The sequence below is a fragment of the Klebsiella sp. OBRC7 genome (genome assembly GCF_000293135.1).
Lineage (GTDB): Bacteria > Pseudomonadota > Gammaproteobacteria > Enterobacterales > Enterobacteriaceae > Klebsiella > Klebsiella michiganensis.
Genome location: NZ_ALNJ01000014.1, coordinates 38,683 through 57,097 on the forward strand (window position 1 = coordinate 38,683; position 18,415 = coordinate 57,097).

15 protein-coding genes are annotated in these 18,415 nt (G+C 57.5%); 9 read left to right on the forward strand and 6 right to left on the reverse strand.

Annotation, left to right across the window (positions count from 1 at the left end):
* Positions 1-48 precede the first annotated feature (48 nt).
* On the forward strand, positions 49-1,401 hold the full coding sequence (gene gorA / locus HMPREF1144_RS02530) for a glutathione-disulfide reductase (RefSeq protein ID WP_004855230.1): 1,353 nt from the start codon (positions 49-51) through the stop codon (positions 1,399-1,401).
* A gap of 52 nt (positions 1,402-1,453) precedes the next feature.
* Here the strand turns inward: gorA and HMPREF1144_RS02535 are convergent, their stop codons facing one another.
* Positions 1,454-2,077: a glutathione S-transferase family protein gene (locus HMPREF1144_RS02535; protein ID WP_009651778.1), complete on the reverse strand. Its 624-nt coding sequence runs from the start codon at positions 2,075-2,077 to the stop codon at positions 1,454-1,456.
* A gap of 121 nt (positions 2,078-2,198) precedes the next feature.
* On the opposite strand from HMPREF1144_RS02535, the gene HMPREF1144_RS02540 reads away from it, so the two are divergent.
* The 4 genes from HMPREF1144_RS02540 (at position 2,199) to HMPREF1144_RS02555 (ending at position 6,365) form a co-directional block, all read left to right on the forward strand.
* Entirely contained in the window at positions 2,199-3,347 is a 1,149-nt protein-coding gene (locus HMPREF1144_RS02540; RefSeq protein ID WP_004855235.1) for an iron-containing alcohol dehydrogenase, read from the forward strand.
* 266 nt (positions 3,348-3,613) lie between these two features.
* Positions 3,614-5,266 (forward strand): alpha,alpha-trehalase, encoded by a 1,653-nt coding sequence (locus tag HMPREF1144_RS02545; protein WP_004855238.1) that lies wholly within the window; start codon positions 3,614-3,616, stop codon positions 5,264-5,266.
* 68 nt (positions 5,267-5,334) lie between these two features.
* A complete protein-coding gene (locus HMPREF1144_RS02550; RefSeq protein ID WP_009651749.1) occupies positions 5,335-5,883 on the forward strand; it encodes a GNAT family N-acetyltransferase in 549 nt (182 codons plus the stop codon).
* A 53-nt stretch (positions 5,884-5,936) separates the two neighbouring features.
* Positions 5,937-6,365: a lysozyme gene (locus HMPREF1144_RS02555; protein ID WP_004855245.1), complete on the forward strand. Its 429-nt coding sequence runs from the start codon at positions 5,937-5,939 to the stop codon at positions 6,363-6,365.
* On the opposite strand, the gene HMPREF1144_RS02560 is transcribed toward HMPREF1144_RS02555, so the two are convergent.
* Both HMPREF1144_RS02560 and HMPREF1144_RS02565 read right to left on the reverse strand, forming a co-directional pair.
* Entirely contained in the window at positions 6,362-6,970 is a 609-nt protein-coding gene (locus HMPREF1144_RS02560) for a response regulator transcription factor (protein WP_004855247.1), read from the reverse strand. The two genes, HMPREF1144_RS02555 and HMPREF1144_RS02560, sit on opposite strands and share 4 nt — an antisense overlap.
* A 355-nt stretch (positions 6,971-7,325) precedes the next feature.
* A complete protein-coding gene (locus HMPREF1144_RS02565) occupies positions 7,326-8,084 on the reverse strand; it encodes an SDR family NAD(P)-dependent oxidoreductase (RefSeq protein WP_004855248.1) in 759 nt (252 codons plus the stop codon).
* A gap of 119 nt (positions 8,085-8,203) precedes the next feature.
* Between HMPREF1144_RS02565 and HMPREF1144_RS02570 the strand changes: the two genes are divergently transcribed.
* The 3 genes from HMPREF1144_RS02570 to HMPREF1144_RS02580 all read left to right on the forward strand — a co-directional run bounded on the left by HMPREF1144_RS02570 (position 8,204) and on the right by HMPREF1144_RS02580 (position 11,978).
* Positions 8,204-9,103 (forward strand): LysR family transcriptional regulator, encoded by a 900-nt coding sequence (locus tag HMPREF1144_RS02570; RefSeq protein ID WP_004855251.1) that lies wholly within the window; start codon positions 8,204-8,206, stop codon positions 9,101-9,103.
* A gap of 250 nt (positions 9,104-9,353) precedes the next feature.
* A complete protein-coding gene (gene yhjD / locus HMPREF1144_RS02575) occupies positions 9,354-10,385 on the forward strand; it encodes an inner membrane protein YhjD (RefSeq protein WP_004855254.1) in 1,032 nt (343 codons plus the stop codon).
* A 270-nt stretch (positions 10,386-10,655) separates the two neighbouring features.
* Positions 10,656-11,978 (forward strand): MFS transporter, encoded by a 1,323-nt coding sequence (locus HMPREF1144_RS02580; RefSeq protein ID WP_004126314.1) that lies wholly within the window; start codon positions 10,656-10,658, stop codon positions 11,976-11,978.
* Between the two features lie 51 nt (positions 11,979-12,029).
* Here the strand turns inward: HMPREF1144_RS02580 and HMPREF1144_RS02585 are convergent, their stop codons facing one another.
* Positions 12,030-14,081 carry an AsmA family protein gene (locus HMPREF1144_RS02585; RefSeq protein ID WP_009651783.1) on the reverse strand — a complete coding sequence of 684 codons (2,052 nt, stop codon included), beginning with the start codon at positions 14,079-14,081 and terminating at the stop codon, positions 12,030-12,032.
* Between the two features lie 195 nt (positions 14,082-14,276).
* Here HMPREF1144_RS02585 and HMPREF1144_RS02590 point away from each other — a divergent pair, with 195 nt between their 5' ends.
* On the forward strand, positions 14,277-15,206 hold the full coding sequence (locus HMPREF1144_RS02590; RefSeq protein ID WP_009651756.1) for a sugar kinase: 930 nt from the start codon (positions 14,277-14,279) through the stop codon (positions 15,204-15,206).
* A 97-nt stretch (positions 15,207-15,303) separates the two neighbouring features.
* Here the strand turns inward: HMPREF1144_RS02590 and HMPREF1144_RS02595 are convergent, their stop codons facing one another.
* Positions 15,304-16,809, reverse strand: coding sequence for a M16 family metallopeptidase (locus HMPREF1144_RS02595; protein ID WP_004855263.1), 1,506 nt, complete (start codon positions 16,807-16,809; stop codon positions 15,304-15,306).
* Between the two features lie 221 nt (positions 16,810-17,030).
* A complete protein-coding gene (gene dctA, locus HMPREF1144_RS02600; protein WP_004855267.1) occupies positions 17,031-18,317 on the reverse strand; it encodes a C4-dicarboxylate transporter DctC in 1,287 nt (428 codons plus the stop codon).
* Positions 18,318-18,415 lie beyond the last annotated feature (98 nt).

Here is an 18,415-nt window from a genome sequence, read left to right on the forward strand (position 1 = left end):
TGATTTCAGGTATACAATCGCGCCAATCAGACATTAAGGATAAGACTCATGAGCAAGCATTATGACTATATCGCCATTGGCGGCGGCAGCGGCGGTATCGCCTCCATTAACCGTGCCGCTATGTACGGCCAGAAGTGCGCGCTGATTGAAGCCAAAGACCTGGGCGGTACCTGCGTGAACGTCGGCTGCGTGCCGAAAAAAGTCATGTGGCATGCGGCGCAGATCCGTGAAGCCATCCATCTGTATGGCCCGGATTACGGTTTTGACACCACTATCAATCACTTCGACTGGGACAAACTGGTCGCCAGCCGTAGCGCCTATATCGATCGTATCCACACCTCCTACGACAACGTGCTGGGCAAAAATAAGGTCGATGTGATTAAAGGCTTCGCCCGTTTTGTCGATGCGAAAACCATCGAAGTTAACGGCGAGACGATAACCGCCGATCATATTCTGATCGCCACCGGCGGCCGCCCGAGCCATCCGAATATCCCCGGCGTCGAATACGGCATTGATTCCGATGGTTTCTTCGAACTGCCGGCGCTGCCGAAACGCGTTGCGGTTGTCGGCGCGGGCTATATCGCCGTTGAGCTGGCGGGCGTGATTAACGGCCTGGGCGCGGAGACGCACCTGTTCGTGCGTAAACACGCGCCGCTGCGTAGCTTCGATCCGCTGATCGTGGAAACGCTGGTTGAGGTGATGAACGCCGAAGGCCCGCAGCTGCATACCCATGCCATTCCGAAAACGGTTGTGAAGAACGCCGACGGCAGCCTGACCCTGGAACTGGAAGATGGCCGCAGCCAGACCGTGGACTGCCTGATTTGGGCGATCGGTCGCGAACCGGCAACCGATAACTTCAACCTCGCCGCGACCGGAGTGGAAACCAACGATAAAGGCTATATCGTCGTCGATAAATTCCAGAATACCAGCGTTCCGGGTATTTACGCCGTCGGCGATAATACCGGCGCCGTCGAGCTGACCCCGGTCGCCGTTGCCGCAGGCCGTCGTCTCTCCGAGCGTCTGTTTAACAACAAGCCGGACGAACATCTGGACTACAGCAATATCCCGACCGTGGTGTTCAGCCATCCGCCCATCGGCACCGTCGGCTTAACCGAGCCGCAGGCGCGCGAGCAGTACGGCGATGAAGCGGTGAAAGTGTATAAATCCTCTTTCACCGCCATGTATACCGCCGTGACCTCACACCGCCAGCCGTGCCGCATGAAGCTGGTCTGTGTCGGCCCGGAAGAGAAGATTGTCGGTATTCACGGTATCGGCTTCGGAATGGACGAGATGCTGCAGGGCTTCGCGGTGGCGCTGAAGATGGGCGCAACCAAGAAAGACTTCGACAATACCGTGGCGATCCACCCAACCGCCGCGGAAGAGTTTGTGACGATGCGGTAAGACGCGCACCATGCCTGAAAAAGAAGCTCTCCGGAGCTTCTTTTTTTTACCTCTACGCCACGCCGTTATTCCCGTGGCGCTTAAACGCCGGCCGCTGATTCAGCGCCATATACCAGCGCTCCACTTCCGCCATTTCAGGATGGGCGAACGGCGTCATTTTCCAGCGATGCACCGACAGGCCAAGGACAATATCCGCCAGCGTAAACTCTCTACCGGCGACCCATGCCCCGGTTTGCTGCAGCTGCGTATTGACGATCTGCACGCAGCGGGTCCAGGCAGCAACGCTCTCTTTGATAGCCGTCGGATCCTGAAAACGCGGGTCCTTGCGTACCAGTCCCATAAAGGCATAGCGCCAGGCAGTATTAAATTCCGTCGCCTGCCAGTCCATCCAGTGCTCAACCTCGGCGGCAGCCCGCGGCGCCGTGGGGAGCAGGTCTTCCCGCCCGGCTTTGCGCGCCAGATAGCGGCAGATGCTGTTCGACTCCCATAACACAAAGTCGTCGTCCAGCAGCACGGGCACCAGGCTGTTTGGATTAAGGGCGCGAAACTCCGGGGTCTCAATCGACTGGAACCCGCTGCCGTAATCCTCCTGCTGATACTCAAGCCCCGCTTCTTCGCAGGTCCACAGCACTTTACGCACGTTAATTGATGAGCGTTTGCCCAGTATTTTTAGCATTGTCAGCAATTCCTCAATCAAAAGAGATGGTTGTTTCACAATACTGCATCGGCGGCGCATGTACAGCCGGATAATGTGTATAGTGGATTGCACGATTTTTCTCCAGGACAGGCTACCCGACATGTTGACCTCTTTTAACGTTTTAACACCGGGCAATATCCGCTTTGGACGCGGCCTTGCTCGCAGCGCCGCCCCCTGGCTCGCCGCCCGCTCCGCACAGATACTGCTGATTCACGGCGCCAGCCTGCAGCGCGCGGCGTTCTTATTAAGCGAACTCCACGCTCACCAGCTGAACGTCACCACGCTGTCTATCGCCCATGAACCCGACCTGCAGGATATTGAACGGGGCGTTCGTCTGGCGCGGGAAAAAGGCGTCGGCGCGGTGGTCAGCCTCGGCGGCGGCGCGGTGATAGATGCCGGCAAAGCGATTGCGGCACTGGTTCCCGCGCAGGGGCCCGCGATCGAGTATCTGGAAGTGGTGGGTACCGGGCGCCTGTTAGAAGCCAATCCGCTGCCATTCGTCGCCATCCCCACCACGGCCGGTACCGGGGCGGAAGTCACAAAGAACGCGGTGATCAACGTCCCCGAGCAGCAGCGCAAGGTCAGCCTGCGCGATGACCGCATGCTGCCGGACCTGGCGATTGTCGACCCGTCGCTCACCGACAACACCCCGCGCGCGGTGACCCTCGCTTCCGGTCTGGATGCCCTCACCCAGGTGATTGAGCCCTGGCTGTGCACCCGGGCGAATCCTTTTACCGACGCTCTCTGCCGGGAGGCAATCCCACGCGGCATCAAAGCGCTCAGAACGCTGATGGCCAAAGAGTGTCCGGATAGCCGCGATGAGATGGCATGGGTCAGCCTGTGCGGCGGGCTGGCGCTAGCCAACGCCGGTCTCGGCGTCATTCATGGTCTTGCGGGGCCATTAGGCGGTCTGAGCAACGCCCCCCACGGCGCGCTTTGCGGCAGCCTGCTTCCCTTCGGCCTGGCGCTCAATGAAACACAAATTAGCGACGAACGCCTCCGCCAGCGTTTTGCCGACGTACGCCAGTGGCTGGCCGCCGGACTGGACGCCGATCCAAACAGCGCCTGGGAGAGCCTGCGCGAGTGGAGCCAGCGATCCGGTCTGGGCAATCTGCGCGAGCTCGGCGTCCCTCGCGAAGCGCTGGAACCCGCGGCCCTCGCCGCCAGCAGCTCATCCTCCATGAAGGCTAACCCGGTTATGCTGACCAGCGAGCAGCTGCTGGAAATGCTGGAGGCCGCGTGGGAGTAATGGCTTAATCGCAAAAGCGCATGGAAATTTAGATTTTGTTGCAAAACGAAATCTCCGAATTTTTCGGCGCAATACGAAGCGGTTAAAATAGTTTTAATTCGCCAGGTCAACGAGTTAAAGGAGAAACCCCAGGCTGAAGGTTTAGAAAAAAGCGTGATCTAACGCACACTTCTCTTTTCGTTTCCCGCTGCGAATGTCTAAGCTTAATAGACAGGTCGGGCGCGCCCGGCATCCTCTACTGACGCAATCCGGAGGTCCGTACCACTATGTTCAGCCAGAAATTACGCAACGTTGATGACGATGAGCTCAGGATCGAGATCGATCCGTGCTACGAAGCCGATCCGTATGAGTTAAAGCTGGATGAAATGTTCGACGCCGAACCCGAACCGGAGATCATCGAAGGGCTGCCCGCCTCGGATGCCCTGACCCCTGCCGATCGCTATCTGGAACTGTTCGCTCACGTCCAGAAGTCACGAATTTTCGCCGATAGCAAAACCTTCCCCGACTGCGCGCCGAAGCAGGACCCGCTGGATATTTTGATTCACTACCGTCGCGTAAGACGCACTCCCGGATTCGATCTCCGCCAGTTTGTTGAAGATCACTTCTGGCTGCCGGATAGCCGCGCCGAGGATTACGTCTCAGATCCTAATCGATCGTTAAAAGAGCATATTGATAACCTGTGGCCCGTGCTGACCCGCGAGCCGCAGGATCATATACCCTGGTCGTCGCTGTTGGCGCTGCCGCAGTCTTATATCGTTCCCGGTGGCCGTTTTAGCGAAACCTACTACTGGGATTCCTACTTCACCATGCTGGGGCTGGCGGAAAGCGGCCGCGAAGATCTGCTGAAGTGCATGGCCGACAACTTCGCGTGGATGATTGAAATCTATGGCCATATTCCCAACGGCAACCGCACTTATTATCTCAGCCGCTCGCAGCCCCCGGTGTTTGCCCTGATGGTTGAACTGTTTGAAGAAGATGGCGTCCGCGGCGCTAAGCGGTACCTTGACCATCTGCATATGGAGTACAGCTTCTGGATGGACGGCGCGGAATCGCTGATCCCCAATCAGGCCTACCGCCACGTGGTGCGGATGCCGGACGGCTCGCTGCTGAACCGCTACTGGGACGATCGCGATACGCCGCGCGATGAGTCATGGCGGGAAGATGTCGAAACGGCGAAGCACTCCGGGCGCCCGCCGAACGAGGTCTATCGCGACCTGCGCGCCGGGGCGGAGTCCGGCTGGGATTACTCCAGCCGCTGGCTGCGGGATATCACCCGGCTGGCGAGCATCCGCACCACCCAGTTTATCCCCATTGATTTGAATGCCTTCCTGTTCAAGCTGGAGAATACCATCGCCAACCTCTCCGGCCTGAAGGGCGACCGGGAAACAGAGGCCGCTTTTCGCCAGAAGGCCAGCGAGCGCAGGGCGGCGGTAACCCGCTATCTGTGGGATGACGAAAGCGGCTGTTTCCGCGATTACGACTGGCGCCGCGAGCAGCTGGCGCTGTTTTCCGCCGCCAGCATCGTCGCGCTGTATGTCGGCATGGCGACCCATGAACAGGCCGACAGGCTCGCCGACGCGGTACGCGCCCGCCTGCTCACCCCCGGCGGTATTATGGCGACCGAATATCAAAGCGGTGAGCAGTGGGATAAGCCCAACGGCTGGGCGCCGCTGCAGTGGATGGCGGTACAGGGTTTTAAAATGTACGGCCAGGATCCGCTGGGCGATGAGATAGCCCAAAGCTGGCTGCAAACGGTGAATCATTTCTATAAACAGCACTATAAGCTGATTGAAAAGTACCATATCGCCAGCGCCACGCCCCATGAAGGCGGAGGCGGTGAATATCCGCTCCAGGATGGCTTTGGCTGGACGAATGGCGTGGTGCGCCGGCTTATCGGCCTGTACGGCGAACCGTTGTAAAAGCGGACTATTCCCGCGGTCGATGTCCTGCTATGTTCATGGCATCGACTTTCGCCGGAAGCCCAGCTATGCCTGAACTGGTTACCCCACGTCTGCGTTGCTCACCGCTGCAGCTTGACGACTGGCCCTTTTTTCTCAGCTTACAGCAAGACCCCCAGGTGATGCTTTACGTCGCAGATCCCCGCCCGGTAGCGGACATTCGTGATGCTTTTGATTCCCGGCTTCCCGCGTGGTCGCCGGGCGCGGCCCACTGGCTGTGCCTGGTGGTGCGCGACCGCTACACCCACGCTCCCCTGGGCCTCACCGGCTATCAGCACCACGCTCCCGACAGCGCTGAATCGGGTTTTCTGTTCGTTCCCCGGGCGCAGGGCAAAGGTTACGGCTATGAGTCTCTGCGCGCGCTGTGCGATTACGCTTTCTCCGCCGGCGGCATCCGGCGGCTTACGGCAACCGTCACCGCGGGCAACCTGGCGTCAAAGAATCTGCTGCAAAAGGTTGGTTTTCATCAGGAAGGTGAGCTGCGCGAATGCTACTGGCTCAACGGTCGCTGGCACAACGATTGGCTGTTTGGCCTGCTGCGCCGCGATTACCACCAGCCTGGGCCATCTGGCGAATAGGGCGCGACGCGCTTTTCCTCTACACTGCAGGCCGACAACAGAGGAAGCGATAAATGTCCCCAACGATACCACCGCTAAGCCTGCAGGGCCTCGAGTTTATTAAGCGCGCCCAGGGATTAGCGCTCGTCCCCTATCGGGACGAAAGCGGCCTGCGCGTGATTGGCTACGGCCACGTTCTCAACGATTTCGAGACGTTCAGCCACTTCACGCGCGAGGTCGCGGAGACCTTACTTACCGTGGATCTACTGCAATGCCAGCGCGAGCTTAAGCGCAGCCTCCGGGTTACGCTTAATCAAGCGCAATATGATGCGCTGGTCTCTTTAGCCTTTAGCTGCGGGCCGGCGTCTCCAGCGCTTAATAGTGTTTTGACGCATCTTAACCAGCAGCGGTTCGCTGAGGCACTTAAAGCATGGGAAAATATTCGCAGCGGCCGCGAACAGCGGCGCGAAGAGTGCGCACGATTCAAAGCCAGAACCGATTAAGTTTCGCTAATGCTATTAAAAATTATCGCCGCCTGGGTACGATTCTTCACATCAAGCCGGCGATAGAGCAACTCGAGGTGGGCCTTTACCGTGCCGGCGCTAATATTTAACGTACGGCTAATCTCTTTATTTGAATCACCGGCGGCCAGCAGCTGTAAAATCTCACGCTGGCGCTGGCTTAAATGAACCCGTTTATTATCGCTCACCTCCGCCATTATTAATCCATCGTCCGGCAAGCAGGGCATCCCCCGCCGGAGACGGTTGATGGTCTGAGCGAAAGTGGGCAAACTTTCCTCGCGCTGCAGAATGGCCCGTACATTATAAGACAGCGCGCGCTGTAGCCAGTGCTTATTATCTTCAGAAACGATCAGCAGGACCTGAGCGTGTGGGAAGCGACGCTGTTTTTCCTGCAACAACCCGCAGCAAAACTCACTGTGCATATCACCGTCCAGAATGAGCAGCGCTTCCGGATGCGCCGTCAGCGTCTGCCAGAGCTGTTCAGCCTGACAGGTGCCAAAAATATCAATTTCAGGAATGTATTGCTGTAGACCCGTTTTCATTCCATGAATAAATATCGACTGCCTGTCAAACATGATTACCTGCATGGATTTCTCTCCATCAAAGAAAGGCCTGATTAAATCACGGGGAATGGTAATATCAGCAAGAAAAAAGCACTCGCCGTTTGGCCTGGGGCATTTTACCGATAAGGAGGATTAACTAAATATCATATATATGAATAGTTACAGGCCTTATTGATACCATTACTTATTCACAATATTTATTACATTTGACTTAAGGAAATCCTTAATCAGGCGGGCAAGAAAAAATAAAATAATATTAATTTTCTAGTTTAAACGAAGCCGAAAACGCAGGTGATGGCGAAATGAGGAAAGTCCTTTACGAAATAAGAAAGCGCATGAAATGCGTTAGCCCCTCCATACTCTATGGAGGGGCGCGGGATTACAAGAACATCCCACCGGAGACTTCTACGCGCTGGGCGTTCATCCAGCGCAGGTTATCGCTAAGCAGCGCGGCGATGGCATCGCCAATATCATCCGGCAGCCCCACTCTTCCGAGCGCCGTTTGCGCGGCAATATGCTGATTCACCTGCGCGTTATCCCTGACCACACCGCCGCCAAAATCGGTTTCAATCGCGCCGGGCGCGATGATATTGACCGAAATTCCGCGCGCGCCCAGCTCCTTCGCCTGGTAGCGCGTCAGCACCTCCATCGCGCCTTTCATTGAGGCGTAGGCCGCATAGCCCGGCAGCGCGAAACGCGCCAGTCCGCTGGAAACATTGAGGATCCGCCCCCCGTCCTGCAATAACGGCAACAGGCGTTGGGTGAGGAAAAACGGCCCCTTGAACTGGATGTTCATTAATTCATCAAACTGCGCCTCGCTGGTTTCAGCAAAGGGGATATTCAGGCCAATTCCGGCATTGTTCAATAAATAGTCGAAGGTCTCCCGCTGCCAGCGCTGCTGAAGCACTTCTCTTACCTTCTGAGCAAAACTGTCGAAACTGCTAACATCACCGACGTTTAGCGGTAATGCCGCAGCTTTCACGCCCGTTTGCTCAATTTCAGCCACCACGTCCAGCGCTGCCTGCGCATTGCTGTTCCAGGTCAGAATAATATCGGTTCCCTTTGCCGCCAGCTTCAATGCGGCGTTTTTTCCCAGTCCACGGCTACCGCCGGTGACTAAAGCGATACGTTGCGTCATCAGAAAACCCCTTCTTGGTTGCGTTTGCATAGTTGAAGAGCTTATTAGCTGCTATAAAAACAATAAATATGGCAAATTACGTTTTACTGTTTCTTATTGAACAACAATAGGCCGCCGGGATGGATAAAATTCACGCAATGCAGCTGTTTATTAGGGTAGCGGAGCTGGAAAGTTTTTCCCGCGCCGCCGACACTCTTGGCCTGCCGAAAGGAAGCGTATCGCGCCAGATTCAGGCGCTGGAGAGCCACCTTGGCGCTCGCCTGCTGCACCGCACGACCCGCCGGGTGCAGCTAACCCAGGACGGCATGGTTTACTATGAACGCGCCAGAGACCTGCTCAGCAATCTTGAAGAGCTGGACGGCATGTTTCAGCTCGACCCCTCCAGCATCAGCGGGCGTCTGCGGGTTGATATGCCCGTCGCAGTCGCGAAAAAGCTGGTCATTCCACAGCTGCCGGCATTTCTGCAGCAGTATCCCGGCATCGAACTGGAGCTCAGCAGCAGCGATCGGTTAGTCGACGTGGTTCGCGAGGGCTTTGACTGCGTGGTGCGCGTCGGTACGCTGAAAGATTCCGGGCTCATTGCGCGGCCGCTGGGCAAGCTAACGCAAATCAACTGCGCCAGCCCGCAGTACCTGACGCGCTTCGGCTATCCGCAATCGCTGGACGATCTCGCCGATCATGCGCTGATCCACTACGCCAGCAATCTGGGCGTTCGTCCGCTCGGATTTGAAGTGGTCAGCGATGGCGCGGTTCGCTGGGTTAAAGCGGGCGGCGTGCTTACGGTCAATAGTACCGAGACCTATCAGGCGTCGTGTCTGGCAGGACTGGGGATTATTCAGGTTCCACGGGTAGGCGTTCGCGAAGTGCTGCGCAGCGGCGAACTGATCGAAATTCTTCCCCACTACCGCGCCGAACCGCTGCCGGTGTCGCTCATTTACCCGCACCGGCGCAATCTCTCGCGGCGGGTACATCTGTTTATGGAGTGGCTCGGCGGGCTGATGAAAAACTACGTTGATTAGTCCGCATGATGAAAAATCCGTATTTGAGAGCGTGCCGATATTTTCTGCCGGGTGTCGAATGAGGCCTGACTCAGAATAAAAAACCAGCTATAACACCATGTTATCAACTTCCCGTAGGCCCGGACAATGGCAAAAGAGCGCGCTTCAACCGCCCTCTGATTCATACACCGGATGGCCCCGGTACGCCTTATCCGCGATTTTACGTATATAATTTTGATGAATAACGCTGTAAAAAAGGAAGAAATAATTTATGACGCCGGAAAACGACCCTCAACGCCCAACCGAGGATCCGGGCCAGCAGCCGGATAAAAACAAAAGCGCGATGGCTGCGATAAACGACTCTACCGTGGCGAAAAAAGCCAACCAGGCGCTGAAAAGCGTCACCGGAACGGCGGAAAAAGTTCAGCGTAACCATATGGTCGCCCATATCATCCGCGCCGCGGAGCGCTTCAACGACAGGCTGGGTAATCAGTTTGGCGCGGCAATCACCTACTTCTCATTTTTATCGATGATCCCAATCCTGATGGTCTCTTTTGCGGCCGCCGGTTTTGTGCTGGCCTCGCATCCCACGCTGTTACAGGACATCTTCGATAAAATCCTGCTTAACGTTAGCGACCCGACGCTGGCGGCAACGCTGAAAAATACCATCAATACCGCCGTACAGCAGCGTACCGCCGTCGGTATCGTGGGTCTGCTGGTGGCGCTCTACTCTGGCATTAACTGGATGGGCAACCTGCGTGAGGCCATTCGCGCCCAGTCGCGCGACGTCTGGGAGCGCACGCCGCAGGATCAGGAGAAAATCTGGGTAAAGTATTTCCGCGACTTTATCTCCCTGATCGGCCTGCTGGTGGCGCTGGTCATTACCTTGTCGATCACCTCCATCGCCGGCTCGGCCCAGCAGATGATTATCTCAGCGCTTTATCTTGATTATATTGAGTGGCTGAAACCGGCGTGGCGGCTGATTGGCCTCGCTATTTCCATCTTCGCCAACTATCTGCTGTTTTTCTGGATTTTCTGGCGACTCCCGCGCCACCGACCTCGCCGTAAGGCGCTGATTCGCGGCACCCTGATTGCGGCCGTCGGCTTTGAGGTAATCAAAATCATCATGACCTGGACGCTACCGGCGCTGGTGAAATCCCCATCCGGGGCGGCATTCGGTTCGGTGTTGGGGATAATGGCCTTCTTCTATTTTTTCGCCCGCCTGACGCTGTTCTGCGCCGCATGGATTGCCACCGCCGAATATAAAGACGACCGCCGGATGCCGGGCAAAGCCCACGACTAAACCATCAATGGGCTGAATAAAAGACGCAAAATTCAGCCCAACCTGGCATTTCAGCATATAAATCCAACATGTAACTTTTATTTAACCTAAACCTGGTTTTATCGACCATTATTTTAATTTTGTGAAGCATTTCATAGAAGTTATTTTTCTGGCACAGAAATTATTCACTTTTTGCTTCTTTTTTGGTCTCCATCGCCCCTTGTTACAGATTGAAATGTCCCCAAGGCTGTGGCTATATGGCCTTTCGTTCGCAAAAAATAAGAAAGATCTATGCAAGCCACAGCCACAACACTCGACAACGCGCAGGACACCGTTCCGGTTAACTCACGCAATAAAGTCGTCGTCGCCTCACTCATTGGTACCGCCATCGAGTTCTTCGACTTCTATATCTATGCCACCGCGGCGGTCATTGTATTTCCGCATATTTTCTTCCCGCAGGGCGATCCCGCCGCCGCGACGCTACAATCGCTGGCGACCTTCGCTATCGCCTTTATTGCGCGCCCTATCGGTTCAGCAGTCTTTGGCCACTTCGGCGACCGCGTAGGCCGTAAAGCGACCCTCGTCGCCTCGCTGCTGACGATGGGGATCTCCACCGTGGTTATCGGCCTGCTGCCCGGCTATGAAACCATTGGCATTATGGCGCCGGTGCTGCTGGCGCTGGCGCGCTTTGGTCAGGGGCTCGGCCTTGGCGGCGAATGGGGCGGCGCGGCGCTGCTGGCGACGGAAAACGCCCCGCCGCGCAAGCGCGCGCTGTATGGCTCATTCCCACAGCTGGGCGCGCCTATCGGCTTCTTCTTCGCGAACGGCACCTTCCTGCTGCTCTCCTGGCTGCTGACCGACCAGCAGTTTATGGAATGGGGCTGGCGTATGCCGTTTATCTTCTCCGCCGTGCTGGTCATTATCGGCCTGTACGTCCGCGTTTCGCTGCACGAGTCGCCGGTGTTCGCTAAGGTAGCCGCCGCGAAAAAACAGGTCAAAATCCCGCTGGGCACGCTGCTGACCAAACACGTGCGCGTCACCGTTCTCGGCACCTTTATCATGCTGGCGACCTATACGCTGTTTTACATCATGACCGTCTACTCCATGACCTTCAGCACTGCCGCCGCACCGATTGGCCTCGGCTTGCCGCGTAACGAAGTGCTGTGGATGCTGATGATGGCGGTTATCGGTTTTGGCGTGATGGTGCCGGTTGCGGGCCTGCTGGCGGATGCATTCGGCCGTCGTAAGAGCATGGTTGTGATTACGACCCTGATCATCCTCTTCGCGCTGTTTGCCTTTAAACCGCTGCTTGGTTCCGGCAACCCGCTGCTGGTCTTTGCCTTCCTGCTGATTGGCCTGAGCCTGATGGGGCTGACCTTTGGCCCCATGGGCGCGCTGCTGCCGGAGCTGTTCCCGACGGAAGTTCGCTATACCGGCGCATCGTTCTCCTATAATGTCTCGTCGATCCTCGGGGCGTCCGTCGCACCGTATATCGCAGCCTGGCTGCAGGGCAACTACGGTCTGCCTGCGGTGGGGCTCTATCTGGCCGCCATGGCGGCGCTGACGATGATCGCGCTGCTGCTGACTCACGAAACGCGTCATCAATCGCTGTAACTCTCCCTCCACGCCCCTGGCCATCCGGCCAGGGGCGTCTCTCCTTGCCCACTATTTTTTCATCTGCGACAGGATTGCCCGACACTGGTTCGCCTCGCCTTCGGCGGGTGAGATCAGCGCCAGCAGCGCGGCGGCCGGCGTCACCAGGGTCGCCAGCGCTGCCGCCACCGCGCCGCGGGCAATCAGCGGACCCGCCTTTACGCCCGCATTCGGCGACTTAAAGGTGCCGCGCACGTAGAGCGGTGAACGCAGGGTGATAATGCGGAATCCCTTGCTTTCCGGATCGATGGTCAGGTCGAGCTGCTCCGACGCAAAGCTGGCGGTACCGGTGACGTTGATCAGCGCGTTTTCGGTATCAAAAGCAAACACCTGCGGCCGGGCGACGCCGTTGACCACGTCGATATTGGCCGCCGCGCAGTTCACCCGCACCTCATCATCGCCAAAGATCTGCCCGATGATAAAGTTACCAACGTTCAGGCCAAGGATCTCCATCAGGTTGCGGCTAATTAAACCGTCGTTCATCAGCAGCTTCAGGTTACCGTTACTGTTGCCCAGCAGCGCGGCGACGGAGTTGCCGGTACCGCGAAGCTGCACATCGCCGTTCATTTCGCCGAGGGTTTTCTGCATCATCTCCACGTTTGGCATCAGCGCTTTCAGCTTCAGGCGGCGCGCCTGCAGGTTCGCCGTCCCCTGCAGCGGTTTTTTATCCCCTTCAAGATGAATGCTGCCGGCAATCGTGCCGTTGGCCAGCCCCAGACGCAGCGGCTGCAGGCGCAGGTCGCCCTGTTCGAGGATCACGTGGGTGGAGAGGTCGCTGATGGGGAGCGTGCCGCCGTGCTCAATGCGCCGTCCTTTAAAGCGCACATCGGCATCCATCACCTGCCACTTATCGGTTTCAAAGCGGTCATACGGCAACACTTTTCCGGCCGGCTGCGGGGAGGCCTCGCCTTTGCGCCGTTCGGTCTGGCTGCCTTTACCGCCGGAATCGACGCCAATCAGCGGGCCCAGATCCGCCAGCCTTAGCTGTCTGGACTCAAGGTCGCCCTCCAGCTTAGGCCGGGGTTTACCGGTGGTGTAGGTCAGCGAGCCGTGGATATCGCTCTCGCCGATGCGGCCATTAAAATCCTGATAGGCGAAGCGTGAACCGTTTTTTTCCTTGAAGGTGGCCCGCAGATGCCCGTCGGTCGAAAAGGCCGGCGTATCCGGCAGCAGCACGCCGGTCAGGTCATAGAGATCGCCCAGCGAGTCCCCGGAAAACTTCAGCCGCAGATCGACGCCGCCGAGGTTAAGCGGATCGCTGACCGTACCGGTAAACGCGACCCGGGTATTGCCGGAACGAAAATCCCCCTGCAGGGGGAACGGCGTCCCTTCGCTGCGCAGCGCCAGCATGCCGCCGATTTTGCCGCTACCGGAGAGCGGTTGTCCGTTATAGCTCCCTTTCGCCTGCAGGCCGAAGACGTAATCGCCCACTTTCTGCGGCTGCCCTTTCCCCTTCTCGCCGGTCACTTCACTGAACGCCAGCGGCTTACCGAGCGGATCAACCACGACCGTCACGTCAGCGCGCGACACTTTGTCATCAACGGCAATCTTGCTGCGATCGAAAAGAATATTGTCGAGGCGGAAAGACCAGCTGGAAGGCGCCGCATCTTTCTCCGACGACCCCGCCGAAGCCAGATCGAAAGTCCAGTTGTTGGTCTTCTCCGAAAGTCGGATCAGCCGCGCGTCGGGCTGTTCAAGCTTAATCCACGGCAGATAGACCGTTTTGCTGAGCAGCGCCAGCGGGGCGAGCGTCGCCTCAACGCGCGGCAGGTGGACCATCGTGACCTGCGGAATATCAGGGGGGTTGCCAAGGACGATATCTTCAGCATGAACGTGCGGCCAGGGGATCCAGCTTCGCCAGCCGCTCTCGCCGGGCTGGCGTTCCCAGACGACGCCCAGATCGCCGCGAATCGCGAACGGGCGGTTCAGCTCGGCAGAGACTTTCTGGTTGATCGTCGGCTTCAGGCGGTTCCAGTCAAAGGTCGCCAGCACGATAAAAAGCAGAACGATCAGTACGACAATCGTTCCCAGGATAATAGCCACGGTTTTTCGGGTTCTGCTCATCCCTTCTGCACTCCTTTTGCGTCTCGTCAGTCCTGAATATAGTTGAGAAACGCCATTTGCTCCGCCGAATGAGGTTTTCGTCACATAATCCGCGTCAGGTCAAAAAAATAATGGAACGTTGTTTTAATATCATTGACCATCAAAGCGCCCCAGCGCACACTAGGGCTAATATTGATTTAATTTCAGGTCATCACTATGTCGAAGAAAATTGCCGTCATTGGCGAATGCATGATTGAGCTGTCAGAGAAAGGCGCGGCGGTTAATCGCGGCTTTGGCGGCGACACCTTAAACACTTCCGTCTACATCGCTCGCCAGACCGACGCCAGTGCGCTGGGCGTGCACTACGTTACCGCTCTGGGCACGGATACCTTCAGCCAGCAGATGCTCGAATCCTGGCAGCGCGAGAACGTTCAGACTGACCTGATTCAGCGCATGGCCGACCGTTTACCGGGCCTCTACTACATCGAAACCGACGAGAGCGGCGAGCGCACCTTTTACTACTGGCGCAACGAAGCCGCGGCGAAGTTCTGGCTGGAGAGCGAGCAGTCTGCGAGCATCTGCGAAGAGCTGGCGACCTTTGATTATCTGTATCTTAGCGGGATCAGCCTGGCGATCCTCAGCCCGACCAGCCGCGAGAAGCTGCTGACCCTGCTGCGTGAGTGCCGGGCGAACGGCGGCAAAGTTATCTTTGATAACAACTATCGCCCGCGCCTGTGGAGCAGCAAAGAGGAGACGCAGCAGGTTTATCAGCAGATGCTGAGCTGCACCGATATCGCCTTCCTGACCCTCGATGACGAAGACGCGCTGTGGGGCGAGAAGCCGGTTGCGGAAGTGATTGCCCGCACCCACGCCGCCGGCGTGGAAGAAGTGGTGGTTAAGCGCGGCGCAGACTCCTGCCTGGTGGCGATTGCCGGCCAGCCGCAGCGGGAAGTCCCGGCCGTTAAGCTGCCGAAAGAGAAAGTGGTTGATACCACCGCGGCGGGCGATTCGTTCAGCGCCGGCTACCTGGCCGTGCGCCTGACCGGGGGCGATGCTGAGTCGGCGGCCAAACGCGGGCACCTGACCGCCAGCACGGTGATCCAGTATCGCGGCGCGATTATCCCGCGCGAGGCGATGCCGCAGTAATTTCGATGGCGTTACGCCCGCCGGCGAGAATCCCGAGCAATAGTTAAAACAGATTAGCCATAAACCTCACCGGATAGCCACGCTATCCGGTTTTGCTTTACTGTGCGGGAGGGATATCCGTCGCTTCGTTACGCCCTTCCACAACATCACCGGCGGCGCTCGACGACGCTGCGGCCGCTGGCGCGGGCGCCATCAGCTTTTCCCACGTCGCCTGCAGTTCCTTCATGTTGTATTCCGGCTCACCCTGCGGCTGCTGCAACACCAGCGCCATATCCTGCGACAGCTGCTGACGCAGGTACTGATTCAGCATGTCGACCGTCAGCGAATTGAGAAACTCCTGGCGCAGTTTCTGATACTGCTCGGGCGCGATATCCACCACCTGATTTTGCAACGAACGCATCCGCTGGCTAATCAGGATGTACGTATCGGTGCGCGCATAGGTGGCAAACAGCTTCTGCAGTTCGAGGTTTTTCTGCGCGATCAGGGCATCAAACTCCTCCTGCGGCAGGCCGCGATCGCGGACTTTCGCCAGCTCGCGCGCCACGGTCGTTAAGTTGGCGTTCAGGCGCTCGCCCGGCGACTCGATATTGATCGCGCACTGGGCGCGCTGGTAGAGCACGCGGCAGTCAAAGCCAAGGCCGATATCCTTGATATTACTTTTGCTCAGATTCTGCTGTACGTGCCAGAACAACGCTTCCCGGGCAAGATCGTCGCGCCAGTAGCGCTGCAGCGCGACCGAGTCGCGGATCGGCTGCCACGGCGCATCCCACATCAGCGACAGCTTATCCTGGCGCACCGCATCGGTCATGATGCTGACCGGCGTCGTCGGCAGCGGCGACAGCGTAGGAACCGCCACCGGCGTTTCGCGCTTGCCCTTCAGGCCGCCGAAAGTTTTGTTGATTTGTTCCGCGACGCTGCGGCTATCCACGTTGCCGACCACAATCAGGGTCATGGCATCCGGCGTGTACCACTTGTGGTAATACTCTTTTAGCTGAGCAATATCCACCGGCTGCTTCAGCGGCGCCGCCGGATCGTGCCCCAGCATGGTGGAGCCTTTTAGCCGATAGCGCCACCAGCCTTCTTTGGTATCCGCAGGCCAGGTTGCCACCATGTCTTCGCCCTGCAGCGCGTGGTTGACGGTTTCCGGGGCGATCGACATTTTACCGCTGGCGCTGGCCAGCCAGCTCAGCGCCTCTTTCAGCAGGTCGTTACGGTTATTCGGTATGCTCAGGTTAAACAAACTGTAGTCATAAGAGACGATAGCGGGCGGCAGAGGACGCTTCGGGTCAATACTCTGCTGCCATAGCGAACGGGCCTGCATGGTCGGGAGGCCACCGTTTTGCGTCAGCGCGAGGCGCGGGATAAAGTGGCTAAAGCCGCTCTGCTGAGTGCTTTCGCTCAGCGAGCCAATATTCACGGACAGGCGAACTTCGATACGATCGCTGGGACGCTGCGGGGTGGCTAAAACCTGCCACTGAAACCCATTCGCCAGTGTCCCCTGTTGCCAGGCCGGGTCCGGCTGGAGCGCTTCTGCCTGCACATAACCGACCGTCGCCATCATCAGCAAACCACCGGTTAAGAGTCGAATTTTTGTGCCCTGCATGTGAACCCCTGATGAACAATCCTGGTTACAACAGCGGCCCACGGGAGGGCCGCCGAAAAAATATGGTGAGTTAAGTACGTCGGTTAGACCACACGGAGATGAAAATGTCGCATGTTGACGTGAAATAAACATAAGGGTCACCGCCGCGCAAGCGACAGTGACCCCTAATTATGCGCAGGAGCCCGTAGTCCAGCAAGGGACAACGGGCCTAACAGATGGATTTATGAGGATAATTCGTGCGATTTGCTTGCCGGAGTACGGTTGTTCAGCACATCATCCAGCTGTTTCGCGTCCAGCTCTTTGACCCATTTAGCGACAACGATAGTCGCGACGCCGTTACCCACCAGGTTGGTCAGCGCGCGCGCCTCGGACATAAAGCGGTCGATGCCAAGAATGAGTGCCAGACCGGCGACCGGCAGGTGCCCGACGGCGGAAATCGTCGCCGCAAGGACGATAAACCCGCTGCCCGTCACCCCCGCCGCGCCTTTTGAGGAGAGCAGCAGCACCACCAGCAGGGTGATCTGATGGAAAATATCCATATGGCTGTTCGTCGCCTGGGCGATAAACACCGCCGCCATCGTCAGGTATATTGAGGTGCCATCGAGGTTAAAGGAGTACCCCGTCGGGATCACCAGCCCCACCACCGACTTGCGGCAGCCCAGCTTCTCCATCTTATCGAGCATACGCGGCAGCGCCGACTCGGATGAAGAGGTCCCCAGGACAATCAGCAGCTCTTCACGGATATAGCGGATAAATTTAAAGATGCTGAAGCCGGTGGCTTTGGCGATCGACCCCAGCACCACCACCACAAACAGGATGCAGGTGATATAGAAGCAGACGATCAGTTGGCCAAGCTGCACCAGCGTACCGACGCCGTATTTGCCAATGGTAAAGGCCATGGCCCCGAACGCGCCAATCGGCGCCAGGCGCATGATCATATTGATGATGCCGAATATCACCTGCGAGAAGCTTTCGATAACGTTAAAAATCAGCTGGCCTTTGCTGCCGAGGCGATGCAGCGCGAAACCAAACAGCACCGCAAACATCAGCACCTGCAGAATGTTGCCGCTGGCAAAAGCGCCAATCACGCTGCCGGGGATAATATCGAGCAGGAACGCTACGATGCCCTGATCTTTCGCCTGTTCGGCGTAAACCGCCACGGCCTTCGCGTCGAGGGTCGCCGGGTCAACGTTCATTCCCGCGCCGGGCTGCACCACGTTTACAATGATCAGGCCGATGATCAGCGCAATGGTACTCACGATTTCAAAGTAGAGCAGCGCCACCGCCCCGGTGCGGCCGACGGCTTTCATGCTCTCCATCCCGGCAATCCCCGTCACGACGGTACAGAAGATAACCGGGGCAATAATCATTTTAATCAGCTTAACGAAGGCATCGCCGAGGGGTTTCATCTGCGCACCCAGTTCCGGGTAAAAATGGCCCAGCAGAATACCGATCGCTATGGCCGAGAGAACCTGGACATAGAGGCTTTTAAAGAAAGAGATTTTCATAGGGTGTCCTTTGGAGATAACCACAGACCTTGAGGGGGTATTGCGTCCGTGGCTTAAAAATAACACCCATGAAACATTTCAGAAATAACGAGTGATGA

Excerpts from the sequence above, each read along its gene's own strand:
- gorA (WP_004855230.1), top strand. The coding sequence starts at position 49 with ATGAGCAAGCATTATGACTATATCGCCATTGGCGGCGGCAGCGGCGGT.
- HMPREF1144_RS02535 (WP_009651778.1), bottom strand. The coding sequence starts at position 2,077 with ATGCTAAAAATACTGGGCAAACGCTCATCAATTAACGTGCGTAAAGTG.
- HMPREF1144_RS02540 (WP_004855235.1), top strand. The coding sequence starts at position 2,199 with ATGTTGACCTCTTTTAACGTTTTAACACCGGGCAATATCCGCTTTGGA.
- HMPREF1144_RS02545 (WP_004855238.1), top strand. The coding sequence starts at position 3,614 with ATGTTCAGCCAGAAATTACGCAACGTTGATGACGATGAGCTCAGGATC.
- HMPREF1144_RS02550 (WP_009651749.1), top strand. The coding sequence starts at position 5,335 with ATGCCTGAACTGGTTACCCCACGTCTGCGTTGCTCACCGCTGCAGCTT.
- HMPREF1144_RS02555 (WP_004855245.1), top strand. The coding sequence starts at position 5,937 with ATGTCCCCAACGATACCACCGCTAAGCCTGCAGGGCCTCGAGTTTATT.
- HMPREF1144_RS02560 (WP_004855247.1), bottom strand. The coding sequence starts at position 6,970 with ATGCAGGTAATCATGTTTGACAGGCAGTCGATATTTATTCATGGAATG.
- HMPREF1144_RS02565 (WP_004855248.1), bottom strand. The coding sequence starts at position 8,084 with ATGACGCAACGTATCGCTTTAGTCACCGGCGGTAGCCGTGGACTGGGA.
- HMPREF1144_RS02570 (WP_004855251.1), top strand. The coding sequence starts at position 8,204 with ATGGATAAAATTCACGCAATGCAGCTGTTTATTAGGGTAGCGGAGCTG.
- yhjD (WP_004855254.1), top strand. The coding sequence starts at position 9,354 with ATGACGCCGGAAAACGACCCTCAACGCCCAACCGAGGATCCGGGCCAG.
- HMPREF1144_RS02580 (WP_004126314.1), top strand. The coding sequence starts at position 10,656 with ATGCAAGCCACAGCCACAACACTCGACAACGCGCAGGACACCGTTCCG.
- HMPREF1144_RS02585 (WP_009651783.1), bottom strand. The coding sequence starts at position 14,081 with ATGAGCAGAACCCGAAAAACCGTGGCTATTATCCTGGGAACGATTGTC.
- HMPREF1144_RS02590 (WP_009651756.1), top strand. The coding sequence starts at position 14,277 with ATGTCGAAGAAAATTGCCGTCATTGGCGAATGCATGATTGAGCTGTCA.
- HMPREF1144_RS02595 (WP_004855263.1), bottom strand. The coding sequence starts at position 16,809 with ATGCAGGGCACAAAAATTCGACTCTTAACCGGTGGTTTGCTGATGATG.
- dctA (WP_004855267.1), bottom strand. The coding sequence starts at position 18,317 with ATGAAAATCTCTTTCTTTAAAAGCCTCTATGTCCAGGTTCTCTCGGCC.